Annotated in this window: 18 protein-coding genes and 2 tRNA genes; 7 read left to right on the forward strand and 13 right to left on the reverse strand. The window is 69.3% G+C overall.

Translation table 11 applies throughout. The features are described from left to right. Nucleotides 1-2 precede the first annotated feature (2 nt). The gene (locus ACFWIW_RS36080; protein ID WP_378372574.1) at nucleotides 3-632 is read left to right on the forward strand and encodes a hypothetical protein; all 630 of its coding nucleotides are present in this window, start codon (nucleotides 3-5) and stop codon (nucleotides 630-632) included. Between the two features lie 3 nt (nucleotides 633-635). Here ACFWIW_RS36080 and ACFWIW_RS36085 read toward each other — a convergent pair whose 3' ends face one another. From ACFWIW_RS36085 to ACFWIW_RS36125, 9 genes are all read right to left on the reverse strand, one after another. After that, entirely contained in the window at nucleotides 636-1,853 is a 1,218-nt protein-coding gene (locus ACFWIW_RS36085; RefSeq protein WP_378372575.1) for an RNA polymerase sigma factor, read from the reverse strand. 27 nt (nucleotides 1,854-1,880) lie between these two features. After that, nucleotides 1,881-2,783: a TauD/TfdA dioxygenase family protein gene (locus ACFWIW_RS36090; RefSeq protein WP_378372576.1), complete on the reverse strand. Its 903-nt coding sequence runs from the start codon at nucleotides 2,781-2,783 to the stop codon at nucleotides 1,881-1,883. Further along, nucleotides 2,780-4,102, reverse strand: coding sequence for an LLM class flavin-dependent oxidoreductase (locus ACFWIW_RS36095; protein WP_378372577.1), 1,323 nt, complete (start codon nucleotides 4,100-4,102; stop codon nucleotides 2,780-2,782). The genes ACFWIW_RS36090 and ACFWIW_RS36095 overlap by 4 nt, the downstream gene beginning before the upstream one ends. After that, nucleotides 4,099-4,935 (reverse strand): ABC transporter permease, encoded by an 837-nt coding sequence (locus ACFWIW_RS36100; RefSeq protein WP_378372578.1) that lies wholly within the window; start codon nucleotides 4,933-4,935, stop codon nucleotides 4,099-4,101. The genes ACFWIW_RS36095 and ACFWIW_RS36100 overlap by 4 nt, the downstream gene beginning before the upstream one ends. Continuing rightward, on the reverse strand, nucleotides 4,932-5,693 hold the full coding sequence (locus ACFWIW_RS36105; protein WP_378372579.1) for an ABC transporter ATP-binding protein: 762 nt from the start codon (nucleotides 5,691-5,693) through the stop codon (nucleotides 4,932-4,934). The genes ACFWIW_RS36100 and ACFWIW_RS36105 overlap by 4 nt, the downstream gene beginning before the upstream one ends. Then, on the reverse strand, nucleotides 5,690-6,709 hold the full coding sequence (locus ACFWIW_RS36110; protein ID WP_378372580.1) for an ABC transporter substrate-binding protein: 1,020 nt from the start codon (nucleotides 6,707-6,709) through the stop codon (nucleotides 5,690-5,692). The genes ACFWIW_RS36105 and ACFWIW_RS36110 overlap by 4 nt, the downstream gene beginning before the upstream one ends. A 90-nt stretch (nucleotides 6,710-6,799) precedes the next feature. Further along, nucleotides 6,800-7,966 carry an ROK family protein gene (locus tag ACFWIW_RS36115; protein ID WP_378372581.1) on the reverse strand — a complete coding sequence of 389 codons (1,167 nt, stop codon included), beginning with the start codon at nucleotides 7,964-7,966 and terminating at the stop codon, nucleotides 6,800-6,802. Nucleotides 7,967-8,008: 42 nt separating this feature from the next. After that, a complete protein-coding gene (locus ACFWIW_RS36120; protein ID WP_378372582.1) occupies nucleotides 8,009-8,455 on the reverse strand; it encodes a GNAT family N-acetyltransferase in 447 nt (148 codons plus the stop codon). A 90-nt stretch (nucleotides 8,456-8,545) separates the two neighbouring features. Next, a tRNA-Pro gene (locus ACFWIW_RS36125) sits at nucleotides 8,546-8,619 on the reverse strand. An 84-nt stretch (nucleotides 8,620-8,703) separates the two neighbouring features. Here ACFWIW_RS36125 and ACFWIW_RS36130 point away from each other — a divergent pair. Further along, nucleotides 8,704-8,774 (forward strand) — tRNA-Gly (locus ACFWIW_RS36130). Between the two features lie 376 nt (nucleotides 8,775-9,150). Here the strand turns inward: ACFWIW_RS36130 and ACFWIW_RS36135 are convergent. Beyond that, the gene (locus ACFWIW_RS36135; protein ID WP_378372583.1) at nucleotides 9,151-13,845 is read right to left on the reverse strand and encodes a HAMP domain-containing protein; all 4,695 of its coding nucleotides are present in this window, start codon (nucleotides 13,843-13,845) and stop codon (nucleotides 9,151-9,153) included. A gap of 130 nt (nucleotides 13,846-13,975) precedes the next feature. Here ACFWIW_RS36135 and ACFWIW_RS36140 point away from each other — a divergent pair, with 130 nt between their 5' ends. Continuing rightward, nucleotides 13,976-15,553 carry a SpoIIE family protein phosphatase gene (locus ACFWIW_RS36140; protein WP_378372584.1) on the forward strand — a complete coding sequence of 526 codons (1,578 nt, stop codon included), beginning with the start codon at nucleotides 13,976-13,978 and terminating at the stop codon, nucleotides 15,551-15,553. On the opposite strand, the gene ACFWIW_RS36145 is transcribed toward ACFWIW_RS36140, so the two are convergent. After that, nucleotides 15,536-16,543 (reverse strand): DNA topoisomerase IB, encoded by a 1,008-nt coding sequence (locus tag ACFWIW_RS36145; protein WP_378372585.1) that lies wholly within the window; start codon nucleotides 16,541-16,543, stop codon nucleotides 15,536-15,538. The two genes, ACFWIW_RS36140 and ACFWIW_RS36145, sit on opposite strands and share 18 nt — an antisense overlap. A gap of 97 nt (nucleotides 16,544-16,640) precedes the next feature. Between ACFWIW_RS36145 and ACFWIW_RS36150 the strand changes: the two genes are divergently transcribed. Continuing rightward, on the forward strand, nucleotides 16,641-17,183 hold the full coding sequence (locus ACFWIW_RS36150; RefSeq protein WP_378372586.1) for a type 1 glutamine amidotransferase domain-containing protein: 543 nt from the start codon (nucleotides 16,641-16,643) through the stop codon (nucleotides 17,181-17,183). Nucleotides 17,184-17,241: 58 nt separating this feature from the next. Then, on the forward strand, nucleotides 17,242-17,418 hold the full coding sequence (locus ACFWIW_RS36155) for a hypothetical protein (RefSeq protein ID WP_378372587.1): 177 nt from the start codon (nucleotides 17,242-17,244) through the stop codon (nucleotides 17,416-17,418). On the opposite strand, the gene ACFWIW_RS36160 is transcribed toward ACFWIW_RS36155, so the two are convergent. Both ACFWIW_RS36160 and ACFWIW_RS36165 read right to left on the reverse strand, forming a co-directional pair. Next, entirely contained in the window at nucleotides 17,411-17,797 is a 387-nt protein-coding gene (locus ACFWIW_RS36160) for a hypothetical protein (protein WP_378372588.1), read from the reverse strand. The two genes, ACFWIW_RS36155 and ACFWIW_RS36160, sit on opposite strands and share 8 nt — an antisense overlap. Before the next feature lie 48 nt (nucleotides 17,798-17,845). After that, nucleotides 17,846-19,159, reverse strand: coding sequence for a serine/threonine-protein kinase (locus ACFWIW_RS36165; protein ID WP_378372589.1), 1,314 nt, complete (start codon nucleotides 19,157-19,159; stop codon nucleotides 17,846-17,848). A 144-nt stretch (nucleotides 19,160-19,303) separates the two neighbouring features. On the opposite strand from ACFWIW_RS36165, the gene ACFWIW_RS36170 reads away from it, so the two are divergent. Both ACFWIW_RS36170 and ACFWIW_RS36175 read left to right on the forward strand, forming a co-directional pair. Next, on the forward strand, nucleotides 19,304-20,401 hold the full coding sequence (locus ACFWIW_RS36170; RefSeq protein ID WP_378372590.1) for a hypothetical protein: 1,098 nt from the start codon (nucleotides 19,304-19,306) through the stop codon (nucleotides 20,399-20,401). Nucleotides 20,402-20,540: 139 nt separating this feature from the next. Beyond that, the gene (locus tag ACFWIW_RS36175) at nucleotides 20,541-21,371 is read left to right on the forward strand and encodes an SAM-dependent methyltransferase (protein WP_378372591.1); all 831 of its coding nucleotides are present in this window, start codon (nucleotides 20,541-20,543) and stop codon (nucleotides 21,369-21,371) included. The last annotated feature ends 72 nt before the right edge of the window (nucleotides 21,372-21,443 follow it).

Genomic DNA, 21,443 nt, shown 5'->3' on the forward strand with positions numbered 1-21,443 from the left:
GCGTGCGGCGGCGGCTCCTGATCACGCTACTGGCTGTCGTGGCCGCGGGCGTGGTCGCCGCCGTCGTGGTGACCTCCCGGGAAGAGCCGTCCCCCGTGGCCGAGCCCGAAGCGCCGCCTCCGGCTCCGTCCACCACGGCGGAGCCGCCCGCGGCCTTCTGCCCGGAGACCGCGGCATCGGATCGCGTGCGTTCCCCGTCCGGCCTCGACGGGCAGACCGGGCCGCGCACGTCGTCCGGCCCGCATCGGCTGGCCTACTTCGTGGTCGACGACAAGGGCATGACCGACCTCACCGGCACCGCGGGCCAGCATCTGCCGATGGGCACTTCCCAGGAGGGGAAGGTCCAGGTGGTGGTGTGCGAATACCCGAAACCGACCAACGAGCGCGTCGGCACCTGTGACGGGTACGAGCGGAAGGGCAAGCCGCCGCTCTCCGTCGCGGTCACCGGTGTCCAGTACACCTACAAGGCTTACGACGCCGAAAGCAAACGCCTGCTCGACACCTTCGTCCTGCCTGGCGTCCGGGTGTGCCCGCGCTCGGTGACGACGTTCGACGACATACCGCGGGCCATCGAAGCCCGGTCCGACTACTCCGCGGTGATCGACCGCCTGCTGCCGCATCTGCGCATGTGAAGTTCAGCCGAGCCGTTCCGCGCGCCGGGTCAGGTACTGCTTCTCCGGCTCGCTCGCGGTCTTCTGAGCCGCTCGGAGGTAGGCCTCGCGCGCGGCGCCGGTGTCCCCGGCCAGTTCCAGCAGATGCCCGCGGACGGAATCGAGCCGGTGCGTCTGGCTCATCCGGCTGTCGCCGTCGAGCGTGGCCAGCAGTTCGAGGCCCGCTTCCGGCCCGTTGACCTCGGCGACCGCGACGGCGCGGTTGAGCGTGACGACAGGGCCGGGCGAGACCTTTTCCAGGACGTCGTAGAGCGCGAGGATCTGGGCCCAGTCCGTGTCGGCCGCGGTGGCCGCCTCGGAATGGACGGCGGCGATCGCGGCCTGCACCTGATACGGCCCGACGGGGCCCGCCTCCAGAGCCTCGCTCACCAGCGAAACCCCTTCGGCGATCGTTTCCGCGTTCCAGCGCGTGCGGTCCTGCTCGGCGAGCGGCACGAGCGAGCCGTCTTCACCGGCGCGGGCGGCGCGGCGGGCGTCGGTCAGCAGCATGAGCGCGAGCAGGCCGGTGACCTCGTCCTCGTCCGGCATGAGCCGCCGGAGCAACCGGGTCAGCCGGATGGCTTCGGCGGTCAGATCCGCGCGGTGCAGGTCGGGGCCGCCGCTGGTCGTGTAGCCCTCGTTGAAGATCAGGTACAGCACCTGGAGGACGACGCGGAGCCGTTCGCCGAGCTCCGCGGACGGCGGCAGGACGAATGCGGCGCCGGCCTTCTTGATGGTCTGTTTCGCCCGGCTGATCCGCTGGGCCAACGTCGATTCCGGGACCAGGAAAGCGGTCGCGATCTCGCCCGTGGTCAGGCCGCCGACGGCGCGCAGGGTGAGCGCGAGCTGCGACGGCGCGGACAGGGAAGGGTGGCAGCACAGGAAGAGCACGGTGAGCGTGTCGTCCGAATCGGACGCATCCCCCGGACCGGCCACGTCCATCAGCGCGTCGTTCTCCTCGCGCCGCCGCCGTGCGCTTTCGCTGCGCCACTCGTCGACCAGCCGCCGTGACGCGACCGTCGCGAGCCAGGATTTCGGGCTGGCCGGGATGCCCTGCTCCGGCCATTGCTGCGCGGCCGAGAGCAGGGCTTCCTGGACGGCGTCCTCGCAGGCGTCGAACTGCCCGTGCTTGCGCACCAGCAACCCGATGACCTGCGGGGCCAGCTCCCTCAGGAGCGCTTCCACCTGACGATCGGTCTTCACGACGCCAGTCTTACCCCATTCGGGTCGTCAGGCGACGGGGGAGTAGTGCGAAGCGTCGCCTTCGAGGGATTCGCTCGGCGCCCCGTCGATACCCACCGGGACGTCACCCGCCACGGTCACCCGGTTCAGGCGGCGGGGCAGGTCGTCGTAGTTGTCGACGGCGTAGTGCTGGGTGATGCGGTTGTCGAACAGCACCAGCTGATTCGGCTCCCAGCTCACCCGGACGACGTTCTCCGGCCGGGTCACGTAGGACTGCAGCAGCCGCAGGACGTCCCGCGACTCGCCCTTGGACAGCCCGATGATCCGCTGCGCGAAGCCGCCGATGTACAGCCCGCGTTCCCCGGTCACCGGATGCACCCGCACCACCGGGTGGACCGTGCGGAACTTCCGCGACACGAACACCTTCCGGCGTTCTTGCTCCGCGTCGTCGAGGGCCTCCGGCGCCTTCGCGTAGTCGTAGTCGTTGGTGTGCTCGGCGCGCAGCGTGTCGGCGAACGCCCGCAGCGGCTCCGGCAGGTCCCGATAGGCGGCGGCCGAGTTGGCGATCAGCGTTTCGCCGCCGTACGGAGGGACGACCAGGCTGCGCAGCGTGCTGGCCTTCGGCGGGTTGAGCACGAAGGTGACGTCGGTGTGCCACTGGTTCGCGCGCCCCTGCTCGCTGTCGACCGGCAGGATCGCGGGCTCGCCGTCGACCGATGGGACGGTCGGGTGCGCCTTGGTCAGCTCGCCGAAGTGCCCGGCGAACCGCTGCTGGCCGGCGTCGTCGAGGTCGACGTCCGAGAAGACGAGCGCCTTGTGTTCGTGCAGGGCCTCGGTGAGGAACGCGACGGTCGCGGCGTCGAGTTCCCCGGCGGGGTCGACGCCGAGGACCTGTGCGCCGATCCTTCCGCTGATCTTGCGGACCTCGACCTGGGTGTCGATGGCGGTCATGCGGCGTGCTCCTTCACTGGGGTGCGGTGGACGGGACGGGCGAGGCCGTAGTGGCCGCGCAAGGTCGTGGCGGTGTATTCCGTGCGGAACAGGCCGCGTCTTTGCAGCTCGGGGACCACGAGGTCGACGAAGTCCTCCAGGCCGCCCGGAAGCGTGGGCGGCATGACGTTGAAGCCGTCCGCGGCGCCTTCGGTGAACCAGTGCTCCAGTTGGTCGGCCACCTGGGTGGCGGTCCCGGCGAAGACGCGGTGCCCCCGGCCGCCCGCGAGCCGCTCGATCAGCTGGCGGATGGTCAGGTTCTCGCGCCGCGCCAGGCCCGTGACCAGCTCGAACCGGCTTTGCGCGCCTTCGGTGAACGTGCCGACGTCGGGCAGCGGACCGTCGAGCGGGTACGGCGTCAGGTCGTGGTCGAGCATGTTCGACAGCTGCCGCACGCCGTACGCGGGTGTGATGAGGGCGTTGAGCTCGGCCTCTCGTTCCTTCGCCTCGGCCTCGGTGCGGCCAAGGATCGGGCTGATCCCCGGCAGGATCTTGATCTCCTCAGGCGAGCGGCCGTACTTCGCGAGCCTTCCCTTGACATCGTCGTAGAAGGCCTTGCCCTCGGCGAAAGTCTGCTGCGCGGTGAACACCGCCTCGGCGAACCGGGCCGCGTATTCCTTGCCCGTCTCCGACGAACCGGCCTGGACGAGCAGCGGGTGTCCCTGCACCGGACGCGGGATGTTCAGCGGGCCACGGACCTGGAAATGCGGGCCGCTGTGGTCGATCGGGTGAATGCGGCCGGTGTCGGCGTAGACGCCGCTCGCCTTGTCGATCACGGCCGCGCCGTCGTCCCAGCTGTCCCAGAGTTTCTTGGCCACTTCAAGGAATTCGGTGGCGCGTTCGTACCGCAGCGCGTGCGCGGGCCGGGCGTCGCGGTTGAAGTTGCGGGCCTCGTCCTCGCCCGCCGACGTCACGATGTTCCAGCCCGCGCGTCCGCCGCTGAGATGGTCGAGCGACGCGAATTTCCGTGCCAGATGGTACGGCTCGTTGTAGGTCGTCGACGCGGTGGCGATCAGCCCGATGCGCTCGGTCGCCCCGGCCAGCGCGGAAAGCAACGTCAGCGGCTCGAACAGGGTGTGCGAGTTGTAGCGGACGTTGCCCCACAAGGCGACGCCGTCGGCGAGGAACAACGAATCCAGCTTGCCGCGCTCCGCCGTGCGCGCGATGTCGACATAGTGTTGCAGTGTCGTCGCGCGGCGCGGATCCGTGCTGGGATGCCGCCACGCCGCCTCGTGATGGCCGTTCGGCATCACGAACGCGTTGAGGTGCAGGTGTTTCATGCCTTCTCCTTGACCCGCCAGGTGGAGAATCGCCGCTCCAGCGCGACGAAACCCGCGTTGATGGCCAGGCCCAGCACCGAAACCGTGATGATCGCGGCGTACATCTGCTGGATCTGGAAGTTGACCTGCGACTTGTTGATCAGATAGCCGAGCCCGGCCTTGGCGCCGACCATTTCGGCGGCGATGAGGATGAGGATCGAGTACGCGGCCGCCATCCGGATCCCGGTGAAGATGGTCGGCACCGCCGACGGCAGGATCACCTTGCGGAACAGGTTCGGGCTCGACAGCCCGAGCGAACGCGCGGCCTTGACCAGCAAGGGATCCACGGTGTTGACCCCGGCGATCGTGTTGAGCAGCACCGGCCAGACGCAGGCGTAGACGATCAGCGCGATCTTGGACACCTCGCCGATGCCGAGCAGCAGGGTGAACACCGGCAGCAGCGCGAGCGCGGCGGTGTTGCGGGCCAGTTCCAGCAACGGGTTCAGGAATTCCGCGAGCGGCCGGTACCAGGCGATCAGCAGGCCGAGCGGCACCGAGACGGCCACCGCGATCACGAATCCGGCGGCGGACCGGCCGAGGCTCGCCAGCAGATGGTCGGCCAGCTGCCCGTTGAGGATCAGCTCCCAGAGCGCCACGAGGTCTTCCGACAGCGGCGGCAGGAAGGTCCTCGTGCCTTCGTCGAGCAAGTATTGGGGAGCGAGCTCCCACACGGCGAGGAAGAGCAGGATCGCCGCCGAACTGCGGAACGCCTTGCGCAGCGGGTTCTGCCCGCGGGGTTTCACGGCGGCCTTCGGTCCAGTGTGGACTTTCGGTGCTTCGAGTGTCGCGGTCATGCGGCCCTCCGGATCTCGTCGTGCAGCAGTTCCCACAGCCGATGGCGATGGGCCACGAAGGCGGGTGCCGAACGCAGGTCTTCGTTCGAACGGTCACCGAGGTCGATGGCGACGACGTCCTTGAGCCTGCCCGGCCGCGAGGTGAGCACCGCGACCTTCTGTCCCAAATAGACGGCTTCTTCGATGCTGTGGGTGATGAAGACGATGGTCTTGCCGGTGCGCTGCCAGATCCGTCGCAGCTCCTCTTGCAGGAGTTCGCGGGTCTGTGAGTCCAATGCGGCGTACGGCTCGTCCATCAGCAGCACGTCCGGGTCGTAGGCGAGGCTTCTCGCGATCGCGACCCGTTGTTTCATACCACCGGAAAGCTGATGGGGGAGATGGTCCTCGAAGCCGGAAAGCCCGACCAGGTCGAGGAATTCCCGTGCACGCTCGGCGCGCTGCCGCTTGGTCAGGGTGCCGCCTTCGAGGCCGAACTCGACGTTGGCCCGCGCGGTGCGCCACGGGAACAGCGCGTACTGCTGGAACACGACCCCGCGATCCAGCCCCGGCCCGGTGACGGGTTTCCCGTCGATCAGGACCTCGCCGGAGGTGGGTTTCGCGAGCCCGCCGAGCAGATCGAGCAGGGTGGACTTGCCGGAACCGCTCGGCCCGACGAGGGAAAGGAACGTGCCGTCCTCGATGTCGAGGGAGACGTCGTCGAGTGCGGTCAACGCGCCGAAGGTCTTGGTGACCGAGCGCAGGCTGATCTTGGCGGTCATGCGCCACCGCCTTCGCGGTACGGGTTGAATTCGTTGGTGTAGAGCTTCTTCAGGTCGACCTGGTCGTTCTTGATGAACCCGGACTGCTTGAGCCAGCCCGTCCAGAGCGTGTAGTCGTGGTCCGAGATCAGCCCGCCCTTGGTGACACCGGTGCTCTTCCAGTACTTGAGCGTTTCGGTGTTCTCGTTGCGGCCGCGGTTCTGGATGATCTTGGTGAACCGGGCGATCACCTCGTCGCGCGGTGTGGTGCGCGCCCATTCGATCGCCTTGGCCACGCCGGTGACGAAGGTTTTCGTGGTCTCGGGGTACTTCTTGATGAAGTCTGTCCGCAGCACGTAGGGACCGCCGTTGTAGGGACCGAAGGCCTCGACGTCCTTCACGATCGGCCGTATCCCGCCGCCCGCGAGGGCGCGGTCCTGGAGGACGCCGTTGAGCGCGGCGACGTCGATCTGGCCGTTGCGCAGGGCCTGTTCGGTGTTGATCGGCGGCAGGACGACGAGCTGCACCTGGTCGATTTCGGCGTCGGAGAGGCCGTTGCGCTTGAGCCAGGTGTCGAGGGCGGCCTCCAGGTTCGCGCCGACGGTGTTGACGCCGACCTTCTTGCCGATGAGGTCGCGTGCCGTGCGGATCGGGCTGTCTTCCTTGACGTAGAAGCCCAAAAAGGTCTTCTCGTCGGAGCCGTAGTAGTTGACGACGGCCTTGATCGGGGCGCCGGCGTCGACGAGTTTGGCGACCGCGCCGGTGAAGGCGCCGCCGAAATCGGTCTGGTCGGTCGCGGCGGACTGGATGTCCTGCGGTCCGCTGATCGTGTTGCCGACCCATTTGAGTTTGACCGGGCCGAAGTAACCGAGGTCCTCGGCGAGTTCGGGGAAGGTGACGTTGTTCGCCGACCCCTGGTAGCGGAGTTCGAGCTTCTCCGGCTGCCCGGCCACGCCGGCCGGGGTCGCGGAGGCGCCGCAGCCCGACAGCGCCAATCCGGCGATGAGCGCGGCGATCAAGGGCACTGGTTTCTTCACGGTGGGCTCTTTCGTTCGGGTTCGCGTCGGTGAAGAAGATTCTTCGCGGCCCCGGCGGAGAGCGTCAATTTTGCGATTTAGTGAAGTAACTCAGGAGGCGTTGGCGAGATCGGTGAAAAGCGGATCTTCGTAGAGGGCGTTCAACATGACCGCCCCGCCGGCCGTCGCCAGTTCGGTCCCCGGAAAGCTCGACGCCACAACGTTTTTCTCCGCGTCCTGGCAGATCCAGGAGCGCTGGGCGACCTCGTCCCGTATCGTGGAAAGGCAGCCTTCGACGTCGCGTACACTCTGGTCGAGCACGATGAGGATCTCCGGATTCAGGACGTCGAAGAGCAAGGCGGCGGCCTGTCCGATAATCCGTGCGCGTTCCTGGAAAAGGGCGATCGCGCTTTTGTTTCCCGAAGCGGCCGAATGGAGCACATCGGCGAAAATCGGTTCTTCGATGATGCGTGCTTCGACGGCTTTACGGGCGACCGTGCGTTCGGACACCGTCGCTTCGAGACAGCCGGAACGCCCGCAACGGCAAGGCTCGTCGCTGTCGTCCACCCGCAGATGCGCGACGGCGCCCGCCGCCGACCTCGGTCCATGATGGACGGTGTCGCCGGTGGCGAAGGCGGCGTCGACGACGTTGCCGGTGAACAACTGCACGACACTGCTGCGCGATCTCGGCTGCCCCAGCAGGCGTTCGGCGTGGATGAGCGCCCGCGAATGGCCGTCGACACGGACGTCGAGCCCGGTGACCTCCGTGAGCAGATCGCGCAACGGGACCCCGCGCCAGCCGAGCAACCCGTGCTCCACCACCGTTCCCGAAGCCTCGTCGACCCATCCGCCGGTCGCGACCCCCAGCCCTAGCGGCGTCCGTTCCGGCGCGTGTCCGACGAGGAGGTCGTCGAGCAGTTCCGCGATCTGCGCGACCTGCACGGCGGGTTCGGCGCCGTGATGCGGGGTTTCCAGCTGTGCCAGCACTTTCCCGCGCAGATCCAGCAACCCGACGGTGAGCTGGTCGGCCGCGACATGCGCCCCGCACACCACGAACCGCTCCGTGTCGAGGTCCAGCGGCACAGACGGCCTGCCGACCGTGCCCGCGACCTCGGGCAGCTCGGTGAGGAACCCGCGGCGCATCAGCTCCGCCACGTGTCCCGTGACGGCCGCGGCACTCAGCCCCGTGCGGCGCGCGATGGTGCTGCGCGCTATCGCTCCTTCGTCCAGCACCACGCGGAGCACCGCGCTGGCACTGGCGCTCCGCCTGCCGGTCACGGTGCCGATGTTCGCAAGCGGGTGGCGGTGGGCCTAGAGCTCTCAGTATCCGGGAGCAAGCCGCCGGATGAACCTGGCGCTGTGTTCGCAGCGGTCCTCGTATCCCCGTGCGCGGTAGAAGGCGTGCGCGGCGGTCCGGTGGCGGGAACTGGTGACCTCCATGGTGTCGCAGCCCAAGCGCCGCGCCTCCGCCTCGGCCGCGGCGACCAGCTCGCGTCCGACCCCGGTTCCGCGCCGGGTCTCGTCCACCACCAAGGCGACGATCCGGCCGCCGGAGCCAGGCCGTTCGAGGAGCGGGATCGCGACGACCGCGACGACGCCGACCACGGTGTCGTTGTCCTCGGCGACGAACGCGGCGCCTTCGGGATGCCGGGCCCAGCGTTCGAGCCTGCCGCGTACGTCGGTCTCGGTGTTGTCGGGGTAGCCGAGCTCGGCGAGGAGGGTGGTCACGGCGGGGGCGTCGGTGGGGCGGGCGTGGCGGATCTCCATGATCGCCATTAAAGCGAAGTGTTCACCGAGCGCCGCGACGCTGCGCAACCGGCGCGACCGGCCGGAAACTCGCAGGTCGAAGACCTTGAGTCGGGATGACAGGATTTGAACCTGCGACCCTCCGCTCCCAAAGCGGATGCGCTACCAAGCTGCGCCACATCCCGTGACTTCCCCGATCTCCCGGGGGGTGTGCGCACAGCCTAGCGGGTCACGCTAAGCTGTTTTCGCACCCGGTACTCCGGGGGCACGCGGGTGTAGCTCAATGGTAGAGCCCTAGTCTTCCAAACTAGCTACGCGGGTTCGATTCCCGTCACCCGCTCCGCAGCTCCACATCGGAACCCGCAGGCGCCTGGCCTGCGGGTTCTTTCGTGTCCGGGCCGAAGTCCGGATGTCCCGAAGGCCACCGTTGAGACACTCAACGTCTCAACGGTGGCCTTCAAGACACCTGGCGGCAGGCGTCGCGAGCGGCGATCCGGCGTGACCGGAGGGACGGCACACGTGATCAGACGGACGACAGACGTGATCAGGCGGACGACACGTGTGTCCAGGCGGACGCCGCGTGGCGGACCCGGCTGCGGGCGCGCGCCGTCCGGCCGGTCACGCGTGTCGTCCGGCAGGTCACGCGTGTCGTCCGTCTGATCACGCGTGCCGTCCGGCAGGTCACGCGAGAGCGCGACTCACGAGGAGCCGAAGGCTCACTCCGCGCCGGCCTCCGATTCGTCACCGGTGCCCGCCACGGCCTGCGACAGGCCGCTGGAAGCGGCATCCGCCTCCAGATGCGCCGCGATCAGGTCCAGCAGTTTGTCCGTGTCGACCGGCTTGGTCACGTAGTCGTCCGCGCCCGAAGCGAGCGTCCGCGCCTTGTCCTCCGCGGTCGCCTTCGCGGTGACGGCGATCACGGGCAGGTCTTCGTGCGCGGCCTCGGCGCGGATCGCGGTGATCGTGGCGTTGCCGTCCAGTTCGGGCATCATCACGTCCATCAGGACGAGCGCGGTGTCCTCGTGCCGTTCCAGCGCACGGATACCCGCGACACCGGTCTCGGCGTAGATGACCTCCAGGCCGTTGCGTTCCAGCACGGCGGCCAGCGCGAAGACGTTGCGCAGGTCGTCGTCGACGATCAGGATCTTCTCGCCGTGGAACCGCTGCGACGGCGTCACGGGGATCACCTGCGGCACGGCCATGATCAGCGGGACCCCGCTCGCCTTGGTGGCCGGGACCACCAGGTTCGCCGCGCTCACCGGCAGGTACAGGGTGAACGTGCTGCCCTTGCCGGGTTCGCTGCGGACGCGCAGTTCGCCGCCGAGCAGTTCCGTGAGCTGCTGGCTGATCGACAGGCCAAGCCCGGTGCCGCCGTATTTGCGGCTGGTGGTGCCGTCCGCCTGGCGGAACGCGTCGAAGATGATCGCGAGTTTGTCCGGCGCGATGCCGATCCCGGTGTCCTCGACGGCGAACGCGAGGACGCCGGGGGCGTTGCGGAGCGAGTCGGCTTCGACCTCGCCAGGGTCGGCCATCCGGATGTGCAGGCGCACGCCGCCTTCGTCGGTGAACTTCGCCGCGTTGGACAGCAGGTTGCGCAGCACCTGCTGCACGCGGTGTTCGTCGGTGTGGATCGACGACGGCACCGGCGGGTCGATGAGGACGGCGAACTCCAGGCCCTTGTCCGAGGTGAGCGGACGGCAGATCGATTCGACGTACTCGACCAGTTCGGGCAGCGTGACGTCGGACATCTGCAGGTCCAGGTGCCCGGCCTCGACCTTGGCCATGTCGAGGATGTCGTTGATCAGCTGCTGCAGGTCGCTGCCCGCCGAGTAGATCGTCCGCGCGAACTGGACCTGCTTCTCGGTCAGGTTCCCGTCCGGGTTCTCCGAAAGCAGTTTCGCGAGGATCAGCGCGCTGTTGAGCGGAGTCCGCAGTTCGTGCGACATGTTCGCCATGAACTCCGACTTGTACTGCGACGCCATGGTCAGCTGCCCGGCACGCTCTTCGAGCTCCTGCCGCGCCTGCTCGATCTCGCTGTTCTTGACCTCGATGTCGCGGTTCTGCTGCGCCAGCAGCGCCGCCTTCTCCGCCAGATCCGTGTTCGACCGGCGCAGTTCCCGTTGCTGTGCCTGCAACTGCTCCGACCGGGCGCGCAGTTCCTGTGCCAGGCGCTGGGATTCGGTCAGCAGCGCCTCGGTGCGCGAGTTCGACTGGATGGTGCTGACGTTGACCGCGATGGTCTCCTTCAGCTGCTCCAGCAGGTCGATGTGGACGGTGCTGAAGGCGTTGATGGTCGCCAGTTCCAGCACACCGAGCACCTCGCCCTGGAACAGCACCGGCAGCACGATCACGTTCACCGGGGCGGCCGAGCCCAGTCCCGAGGAGATGAGCGCGTATTCCGGCGGCGCTTCGTGGACCAGTATCGTGCGCCGGTCGACAGCGGCCTGTCCGATGAGCGATTCGCCGGGGGAGAACCGCAGTCCGGTCTGGGATTTCGCCAGCCCGTAGGTGGCGATGCTCTCCAGCACCACCTCTTCCTGCTCGTCCTCACGGGCGAGGAAGAACGCGCCCTGCTGCGCGGACACGAGCGGCGTCAGCTCGGACAGGATCAGTGACGCCACGGACGCGAGATCGCGGTGACCCTGCATGAGCGCGGACAGCCGCGCGAGGTTGGTCTTGAGCCAGTCCTGCTCGCGGTTGGCCCGGGTGGTCTCCTTCAGGTTCGCGATCATCTGGTTGATGTTGTCCTTGAGTTCGGCCACCTCCCCGGACGCGTCGACGGTGATGTGCCGGGTCAGATCGCCGGCGGTCACCGCGGTGGCCACCTGCGCGATCGCGCGCACCTGGGTGGTCAGGTTCCCGGCCAGCTGGTTCACGCTTTCGGTCAGCCGCGACCACGTGCCGGCGACACCGGGCACCTCCGCCTGGCCGCCGAGCGTGCCGTCGGTGCCGACCTCGCGGGCGACACGGGTGACTTCGGAGGCGAAGGCCGACAGCTGGTCGACCATCGTGTTGATGGTCGTCTTGAGTTCGAGGATCTCGCCGCGCGCGTCGATGTCGATCTTCTTCGACAGATCGCCCTGCGCCACCGCGGTGGTCACCGTCGCGATACTGCGGACCTGGCCGGTCAGGTTGTCGGCCATGACGTTCACGTTGTCCGTCAACGCCTTCCACGTGCCCGCCACGTTCGGCACGCGGGCCTGACCGCCGAGGATGCCTTCCGTGCCCACCTCGCGGGCGACGCGGGTGACCTCGTCGGCGAACGCGCGCAGCGTCTCGACCATGCTGTTGATCGTCTCGGCGAGGACGGCGACCTCGCCTTGGGCGTCGATCGAGATCTTCTTCGACAGGTCGCCGTTCGCCACCGCCGTCGTCACCGTGGCGATGCTCCGCACCTGGTCGGTGAGGTTGGTGGCCATGACGTTGACGTTGTCGGTGAGGTCCTTCCAGGTCCCGGCGACGCCGCGCACCTGCGCCTGGCCACCGAGCTTGCCTTCGGTGCCGACCTCGCGGGACACCCGGGTGACCTCGTCGGCGAACGCCGACAGCTGGTCGACCATGATGTTGACGGTGTTCTTGAGCTCCAGGATCTCGCCGCGCGCGTCGACGATGATCTTCTGCGTCAGGTCGCCCTTCGCGACGGCGGTGGTGACCTGGGCGATGTTCCGGACCTGGTCGGTCAGGTTGTTCGCCATGAAGTTGACGTTGTCGGTGAGGTCCTTCCACGTCCCGGCCACGCCGGGCACCTGCGCCTGGCCGCCGAGCCGCCCGTCGCTGCCGACCTCGCGGGCGACGCGGGTGACTTCGTCCGCGAACGCCGAAAGCTGATCCACCATCGTGTTCAGCGTGTTCTTCAGTTCGAGGATCTCGCCCTTGGCGTCGACGGCGATCTTCTGCGACAGGTCGCCCTTCGCCACCGCGGTCGCCACCTGGGCGATGTTGCGGACCTGCGCGGTGAGGTTGTTCGCCATGAAGTTGACCGAACCGGTGAGGTCGCGCCAGGTCCCGGCGACCCCGGGCACCTGCGCCTGCCCGCCCAGCTGACCTTCCGTGCCGACCTCGCGCGCGACTCGCGTGACCTCGTCGGCGAACGACGAGAGCTGGTCGACCATCGTGTTGACGGTCGTCTTGAGTTCGAGGATCTCGCCGCGAGCGTCGACCGTGATCTTCTGCGTCAGGTCGCCCTTCGCCACCGCGGTGGTGACCTGGGCGATGTTGCGGACCTGGTCGGTCAGGTTGTCGGCCATCTGGTTCACCGAGTCGGTGAGCCCGCGCCACGTTCCGGCCACGCCCGGCACGGTCGCCTGACCGCCGAGACGGCCTTCGCTGCCGACCTCGCGCGCGACTCGCGTGACCTCGTCGGCGAATGACGACAGCTGGTCGACCATCGTGTTCAGGGTGTTCTTGAGTTCGAGGATCTCGCCCTTGGCGTCGACGTTGATCTTCTGCGAGAGGTCGCCCTTCGCCACCGCCGTGGCCACCTGGGCGATGTTGCGGACCTGATCGGTCAGGTTGTCCGCCATCAGGTTCACCGAATCGGTGAGGTCACGCCACGTACCCGCCGCGCCGGGGACCTGCGCCTGGCCGCCGAGACGGCCTTCGCTACCCACCTCGCGCGACACCCGGGTCACCTCGTCGGCGAACGAGGAGAGCTGGTCGACCATGATGTTGACGGTGTTCTTGAGCTCCAGGATCTCGCCGCGCGCGTCGACGTTGATCTTCTGGGTCAGGTCGCCCCGCGCCACCGCGGTGGTCACCTGGGCGATGTTGCGTACCTGGTCGGTCAGGTTGCTGGCCATCACGTTGACGTTGTCGGTGAGATCACGCCACGTGCCCGCCACCCCGGGGACCTCGGCCTGACCGCCGAGACGTCCTTCGGTGGCGATCTCGCGGGCCACTCTGGTGACCTCGGTCGCGAACCGCGAAAGCTGCTTGATCAGGCCGTTGACCGTCTTCGCGACTTCGGCGAACTGGCCCTGCAGCGGCCGCCCGCCGACTTCCAGCGGCATCGGCTCGGACAGATCGCCCTCGGCGACCGCCCCGAGGACGCGGTTGAGCTCGGCGGTGGGCCTGCTCACGTCCTCGATCAGCCCGTTGACGACGTCGACCGCGGTGGCCCAGCCGCCGGGGCCGATCTCGGCGGCGACGCGCTCGGTCAGCCTGCCTTCCTTGCCGACCGCCTCACGGACGCGCAGGAGTTCGGTCACCAGTCGCTGGTTCCGTTCGGCGATGTCGTTGAAGGCGCCCGCGAGCTGGGCCGCGAGCCCGTCACCGTGCGCCACGAGCCGCCGCCGGAAGTTGCCGTCCCCGAGGTCACGAGCCGCCGCGAGCAGGCGTTCCAGGGTCGCTTCGTCCACCTGGCCGCCACCACCTTCCACGGGGATCCGGTCCCTTTGGGAGTGCTGTGTCATCTGTGTCGACCCTCTCCACCACGCATGCCAAGCCATGGTCGTCGCATCAGCGTGCCATGATTCGACCTACACTTCGAGCCAGTCCGCCCGCTCACACTGCGCTACCCGCAAGGCAGGAGGAGGTCCGGGAATGGTGTCACGGCCGGCCCCGGCCTCGACGTCGCTCCCCTCGGAGTCGTCGACGGCGACCAGCGAGGGCGCGCTGCCCGAATCCGGGCGGTTCTGGCGTGAGCTGCTGGAAGACGTCCGTGACGCGGTGCTCGTACAGGACGTCGGCGGCGCGCTGCGCTGGTCGAATCCCGCCGCCCGCGAGCTGTTCGGCGGCGGCCGCCCGATACTGACCGCCGAAGGCCCGGACGTCGGGCATGTCGAGCACACCGGCCGCCGGTTCCCGGCCCGGATCCGGACCCTGCCCGGCGGCTGGCACGCGTGGACGGTGACCTCCGCGGTCGCGGCCGACGGCCCCCGCGTGGACGGCTTCCTCGCCGCTTCCGCACCCCGGCTGGCCTCCGCACGGGGACGGCACGGGACGGCGAAGGTGATCGCCGAGGTCGCCGCCGCCGAACTCGCCGACTGTGTGTTCGTGCTGCTGCCGACCACCCGCGGCCGGTGGGAATGGTGGAGCTGTGATCACCGCACCAACCACGGGCACGGCCGGATCCGCCGGGTCCCGGCCCAGCTCGCGCCGGTGCTCGCCGGCACCTTCGCCTCCACCGAGGAACCCGAGGCCAAGGCCGTGCCGGAGGAAGAGGTCGCGACGCTGCCCGCCATCGTCGCGGAACGGCTCGCCGTCCATCCGTCCGTGACGGTGGTCTCACTGGGGTTCGACGGCGGCGCCGGGGTCACCGGGGCGGTGGTGCTCGGCAGGCGCGGCGCGCCCGCGTTCGGCGAGGACCACCCGCGCGCGGTGACCGAGTTCGCCCGCGCGGCCGGGACGGCGCTGGCGAACGCGCACCGCTACGCCCACCAGGAAGAGGCCACCCGCGGTCTGGAGACCACGCTGCGCCCGACCCCGCCGCCGGACGTCCACGGCGTCAAATTCGACGTCTGGTACGAGCCGTCGGGCGGATTGCTCGACGTCGGCGGCGACTTCTACGACGTCCTGCCGCGCGAAGGCGGCGGCGCGATGTTCGTCCTCGGCGACGTGTGCGGGAAGGGCGCCGAGGCGGCCGCGCTCACCGGCCGGGTCCGGCAGACCCTCGCCGCGCTCGACCTCGTCGAGCACGACAACACCACGTTGCTGAGCCTGCTGAACTCGCTGCTCATCACCGGCGGCAGCGGCCGGTTCGCCACCTTGGTGCTCGGTTCGGTGCTGGCGGGTGAAGACGGTCTCGGCGTCACGCTGGCCTCGGGCGGGCATCCCGCGCCGCTGGTGGTGCGCCGCCGGGGCGGGGTCGACGAGATCACCCTGCCCGGCACGCTGGTCGGGATCTCCCCGCAGGCCCGGTTCGCCGAGACGGCCATCCGGCTGGCCGAGGGCGACGTCTGCCTGCTCTACACCGACGGCATCACCGAGGCGCGCCACCACGAGCGGCCGTCGGACCTGTTCGGCGACGAACGGCTGCGCGAACTGCTGGCAGGCTGTCAGGGGATGTCCGGCCGCCAGGTGGTCGCCCGGATCCGCACCGCGGTGCGGGAATGGCTCGGCAGCGGGACGCACGACGACATCGCCGTCCTCGCCATCGAGGCATCACGACCCGTTCAGTAGCCGTACCACCGCCCGCTCCACGATGTCGCGGGCCTCGTCGGGATCCGAGACCTTTTCCGCGCGTCGCGTCGCGCGCGCGATCGTCCGGTCCCGGCGGTAGGCGGTGATCACCCGAGGGTCCACATAGGACCGTCGCGCCACCGCGGGCGTGTTGCCGAGCCCTTCGGCGACTTCGGTCATCACTGCCTTCTCGACGCGCTTGATTCCTCTTTCGCTGGAAGGCTTTTCGGTCTCCGCGAAAGCCGAAGCGGCCAGGACGGTGGCGTTCCAGGTGCGCAGGTCCTTGGCGGTGAAATCGTCGCCCGCGAGTTCCTTGAACCGCTCGTTGAGGTCTTCGGCCCGGATCTGCTGCCACCCGCGACCGTTCCGGTAGGCGAGCAGGCGCACCTCTTCGCCGCGGGCACGCCTGAGCGAGCGGATCAGCCGGACGAGGCCCTCGTCCCGCAGGCGGACCTTCCGCCGGATCCCGCCTTTGGCCGGGTAGTCGCAGAGAAGACAGTCGTCCCGGACCGAAACGTGCTCGCACAGCAGGGTCGCCACCCCGTGCGTGCCGTTCTCGTCGGCGTAGCTTTCGCCGCCGGTCCTGAACACCCCGAGGTCGAGCATGCGGAGCGCGCCGGCGAGTACGCGTTCGCGGGTGAGACCGCGGGAAGCGAGATCCTCCTGGATGGTCCGGCGCAGCCCCGGCAGCCGCCGCGCCAGCGCGAGGACGCGCTCGTGTTTCTCCTCGTCACGGGCCCGTCGCCATTCGCCGTGGTAGAGGTACTGCTTCCGCCCGGCGTCGTCGATCCCGACGGCCTGGATGTGGGCGTTCCCGTGCGGGGAGATCCACACGCGGCGCCACGCCGGCGGGATCGCCAGCGCCTCGATCCGCTCGATCGTCTCCTCGTCCTTCAGCGGTTCGCCGTCCGGAGCCAGGTACCCGAAGCCCCGGCCTCTTCGCCGTCTCCTGATCCCGGGAGACCCCAGATCCGCTCGCCGCAATCGCATGCGCGGCGAATACCCCCGGTGATCGCGGTTCATACCCATGGTTCGGCGGAGCCGGTCCGGGGTAGCCGGGGGCGAACACGACTTCAGGAGGGAACCGATGGCGACATCGCTGAACGGACGCCGCGTGGCCATCCTCGCCGCGGACGGCGTGGAACAGGTCGAACTGGTCGAACCGCGCAAGGCGGTCACGGACGCCGGGGCGACGGCCGAGGTCGTCTCGCTGGAACCCGGCGAGATCCAGGCCATGAACGGCGACATCGACAAGGCGGACAGGTTCACCGTCGACCGGGTCGTCAAGGACGTCACGGTCGACGACTTCGACGCGCTCGTGCTGCCCGGCGGCACGATGAATCCGGACAACCTGCGCGCGGACGAGGACGCGGTCCGCTTCGTGCGCGACTTCGTGAACAGCGGAAAGCCGGTCGGGGTGATCTGTCACGGGCCGTGGACGCTGGTCGAGGCCGACGTGGTCCGCGGGCGAACGCTCACCTCGTATCCGAGCGTGCGCACCGACATCCGCAACGCCGGCGGCACCGTCGTCGACCAGGAGGTGGTCGACGACGACGGCCTGATCTCCAGCCGGAATCCCGGCGACCTCCCCGCGTTCTGTGCCGCGATCGTGGCCCGATTCGCCGGATAAACGAGTGGCGCGCGTCACAATGATGGGGGATCGTGGTGGCAGAGGAGGAGGTGCCGCGATGACCGTGCATGCCAGACGCTACGGCCGTTGGTGCCGTGAGCACTTCGAGACGGAGCACGAGGCGGACCAGCCGCGGCCCGTCGAAACCGAGGCCGCACCGGAGGTCGCCGACGCAGAGGCCGAGCAGGCCCAGGCCGGTGACGCGCCCGAAGCGAGACCGGGTTCGCTCAACTGAGCGGTCGCCGGTACCAGACCCGCTTCGGGCCGGGGAGGCCGATCCGCGAGACCAGATCGGTCACCACTCCGCCGATGATCAGCCACAGCAACGCGGCGAGACCGTCGTTGAACAGCGTCCGGAGTTTGAGTCCTTCCGGGGTGAACAGGTTCCGCAGCCCGAGCGAGACCGCTCGCGACCATTGGTCGATCAGCCGCGCGAACCCGTTCCCCGGATTGGCTTCGCCGAACACCAGCAGGATGTGCACGATCAGCACCAGCGCGAAGATCCAGCACACCGCGTGGACGAGGGCGTTGACGATCCGTACGACGCGGATCCTGGCGGGCGTCTGTTCGACGATCTCTTCCGGTGGCTCACGAGGGTCGTTGATGTAGGTCATCGCCGTCTCCCATCATCGTCCACTGTGGACACCCGGCCGGGCGGTCGCTCAGCCGGGAGGGCCTGGCCTGCTCTTCGTCGGGGGGCTGGGTTTGGTCTTGCTCGGCTTGCCCGAGGTGCTCTGCCGGTCGCTGGCGGCGGTCGTGTCCCTCGGTGCCGAAGTGGCACCGGCGCTTTCGGTGGTGCCGGACGGATCCGCGGAGGTGGGCCCGGCTTCGGTCACCACGACGGTGCCGCCGCTCGCCTTCGGGTCGCGGGTGGCCACCTCGACCGCCTCCGAGGATTGCGGCCCTTTGTCGCCCACCGGGGCGGACGAGCCGGTCGCCGCCGGGGGAAGCGGCCCGCCCGGAAGACCCGGCTGGTCGGCCGGGGTCTGGTTCATCGCGAGCAGCACCCCGACGGTGATCGCGGCGGCGGGCGCGCTGATGGCGGCGACCACGGCCGCCCGTTTGCGGGTGGCGGGCGCGAGGTGGGCGACCTTCGTGCCGGTGGAATCCTCCAGCAGGATCCGCGAGATCGCCGCGGCCGTCGGGCGCTGCGACGGTTTCCGCGCCGTCATCCCGCGCAACAGTGTCGTCATGGTCGCCGACAGCCCGGCCGGGATCCGCGGCGGCCGGTGCAGCCGCCCGACCGCGGCCTCGACCGGTGTCCCGGTGTACTCCCGCTCCCCGGTCAGGCATTCGAGCAGGACCAGGCCGAGTGAATAGACGTCGGCGGGCGGGCCGACGTTCTCGCCGCGGACCTGTTCGGGCGCCATGTACGCCGCCGTGCCCACGACGCCGCCGGTCTCGGTCACCCTGGTCGCGTCGAAGGCGTGCGCGACGCCGAAGTCACCGATCAGCGGACCGTCGTCGGCGATGAGGATGTTCGCCGGTTTCAGGTCACGGTGGGTGATGCCGTGCGCGTGGACGTGCGCGAGCGCGTCGGCCAGCCGGGCGGTCAGCTCGACGACCTCGTCCTGGGGGAGCGGGCCGGAACGCAGCCGCTGGGCCAGGTTCGGCCCGTCGACCAGGCGCATCGTGAGATAGGTGTAGCCGTCGTCGGAGCCCGCGTCGTACAGCGGGACGAGCCCGGGGTGGCGGACCGCGCTGAGGGTCTGGATCTCCTGCTGACGGCGGCGCTCGTCCCGGGTCATCGTGTCGGCGTGGAACAGCTTCAGCGCCACTTCGCGCTGTTCGAGCAGGTCACGGGCGCGGAAGACGCGTGCGGTCGCGCCGCGGCCGAGCAATTCCCCGACCTCGTACCGGCCGGCGAGCCGTCGCGGAAGATGGTCCGGGTCATGGACGTTCAGGCTGAACCGGCGTTCGGTGGTCGCGGCATCGGGTTCTTCCTCCTCGTCACCGCGCGAACCCGCGTCGTCCATCGGTGTTACCTCCGTCTCACCGGCCGAACGCCGTGTACCCGGTCCGGCCCCGGGCGAAACAAGGTTGGGGAGCCTACCGGAGACGGTCCGCGGGTTCACCCCGAACGGCGGGCAACCCCGGCGCGGACGGGACGTCTCGTGGTCATGAAGCCGAACCGGTGGGCCGCGCTCGCCGCCGCCGCACTGACCGCCCTGGCCGTCTTCACCCCGCCTGCCGCCGCCGATCCGCTGGTGCCCAAGGGTTTCGCGCCGGCGTCGACGAGCTGGACCGGGCCGCTGCGGGGATTCGTCCTCGGATTCGCGCCGTGCGGGAAACCCGGATGGTGCGCGTCCCTGCTGTCGACGACCGACGGCGGGAAGCGGTGGCGGCGGGCCGGCGAACCGCCGATCTCGTTGCCGGACAACCACAATCAGGTCAAGCTCACGGTGATCGACGAACGCGACCTCTTCCTCTCCGACGGCACCCGGCTGCTCGCCAGCCGCGACGGTGGCGGCAACTGGTCCGAGGTCAGGCTCGCCGGGATCCGGGAACCCTTCTACATTTCGAAAATCACCGAAGCGGGCCCTCGGGTGTTCGCGATGGTCACCGGTTTCGGCAGCCCGTCGACGACGACGCTGTACGCCGGGATCGCCGGCACACGGCTTCTCCTGCCCGTCCCGGGATTCAGCGTCACCGGCTCGACGACCTACGGCGACATCGCCACGAGCGGCGGCGTCCAGGTGTCCATGGGCGCGGACTACCGCGTGCAGAAGTACTGGACGTCCACGGACGGCCTGACCTTCGCGACCGCGCCGCCGCCCTGCCCGGCGGACAGCTCGGCTTCGCTGAGCGGAGTCCGGCGGGGTCACGTGCTGGCGCTGTGCAGCGGGGGACCGGGGACGCCGCAGCCGGGCGCGACCGTCCGGCGCCTGTGGCGCGCGCCGAAGCTCGGCGGGCATTTCACCGGGACGGCGCAGGCGCCGACGCTCGGGATCGACCAGAGCTTCAGCGCGGCTTCGCCCGCGGCGGCGACCGTCGCGGCGGAAGGCGGCGGCACCGGATTCCTGCACAGCACCGCCGACGGCGGGACGACCTGGACGACGACCGTGCTCAGCGGCCGCGGGGTCTGCCTCAACGATCTGGACTTCCCGGACGAACGGGTCGGCGTGGTCGTGGACGGGCTGCCCGACGCGGAGGGCGGGTCCGCCGTGTACCGCACCACCGACGGCGGACGCACCTGGCGTGAACTCGGCTTCGGGTGATCGTCGCAGGTGGTCAAGGCCCTTGGGGAGGTTCACGAGGGTGCACGCCATGTCGTAATCTGTGTACGGTCCGTCGATGTCGAGGGAGCCGTGGGCACGTTCGCGTGGCCCGTGCGCGGCTGAAGGGTGGAACGTGTCCATGACTTCGGACGAGGTCCGGTCTGTGCCGAGGCGCCCGCTTCCCCTCGACTACAGCAAGCCCAACCTCGCCCGGATGAAGGACGTCCTTCTCGGCGGGCACGACCACTACGAGGTCGACAGGCGCGCCGTCGAAGACCTGCTCGCCCTCGCTCCCGACGCCGCCGCGATGGCCAAGGAATTCCGCGCCTGGGCGAACCGGGTGGTCCGGTTCCTCGCCGGTGCGCGCGGTATCGACCAGTTCCTCGACCTGGGCTCCGGGCTGCCCACCGCGGAGAACACCCACCAGGCGGCGCAGCGGTACAACCCGGACGCGCTGGTCGTCTACGTCGACCACGACCCGGTGGTCCAGGCGCACGGCCTGGCGCTGCTGGAGGACCACCTCGTCCACGTCAGCGGCGCGGATCTGACCGATCCCGGGCAGACCCTCGCCGATCCGGTGGTCGCCGAGCATATCGAGCTCGACCGCCCGGTCGCGGTGATCCTGAACTCGGTGCTGCACCACATCGAAGACTTCGACAAGGCACGAGCCGTCGTGCGCGCCTACGTCGACGCGATCGCGCCGGGGTCCTACGTGCTGATCACGCACGATTTCACGCCCGGCGAAGGCGCGCGTGGCGCGCTCGCCCGGAAACTCGACGATCTGATGGCAGGCACCGGGCACCGCACGGTGCACCGCGGCCGCGACGAGATCGAGTCGCTGTTCGATGGGCTGGACATCCTCGAGCCCGGCGTGGTCCACCTGCACGAATGGTGGCCGGAAGGCCCGCGTCTCGCGCCGCTGACGGAGCTGAACCACCTGAGTCTCGGCGGGGTGGGGATCAAGCCTTAAGGAGCCCGCGCCCTGCCGTCATCGGCGTGTTGCGAAAGCCACTTTCGCAACCTTCAACGTTGCGAAAGTGGC

This window comes from Amycolatopsis sp. NPDC058340 (genome assembly GCF_042723975.1).
GTDB lineage: Bacteria > Actinomycetota > Actinomycetes > Mycobacteriales > Pseudonocardiaceae > Amycolatopsis.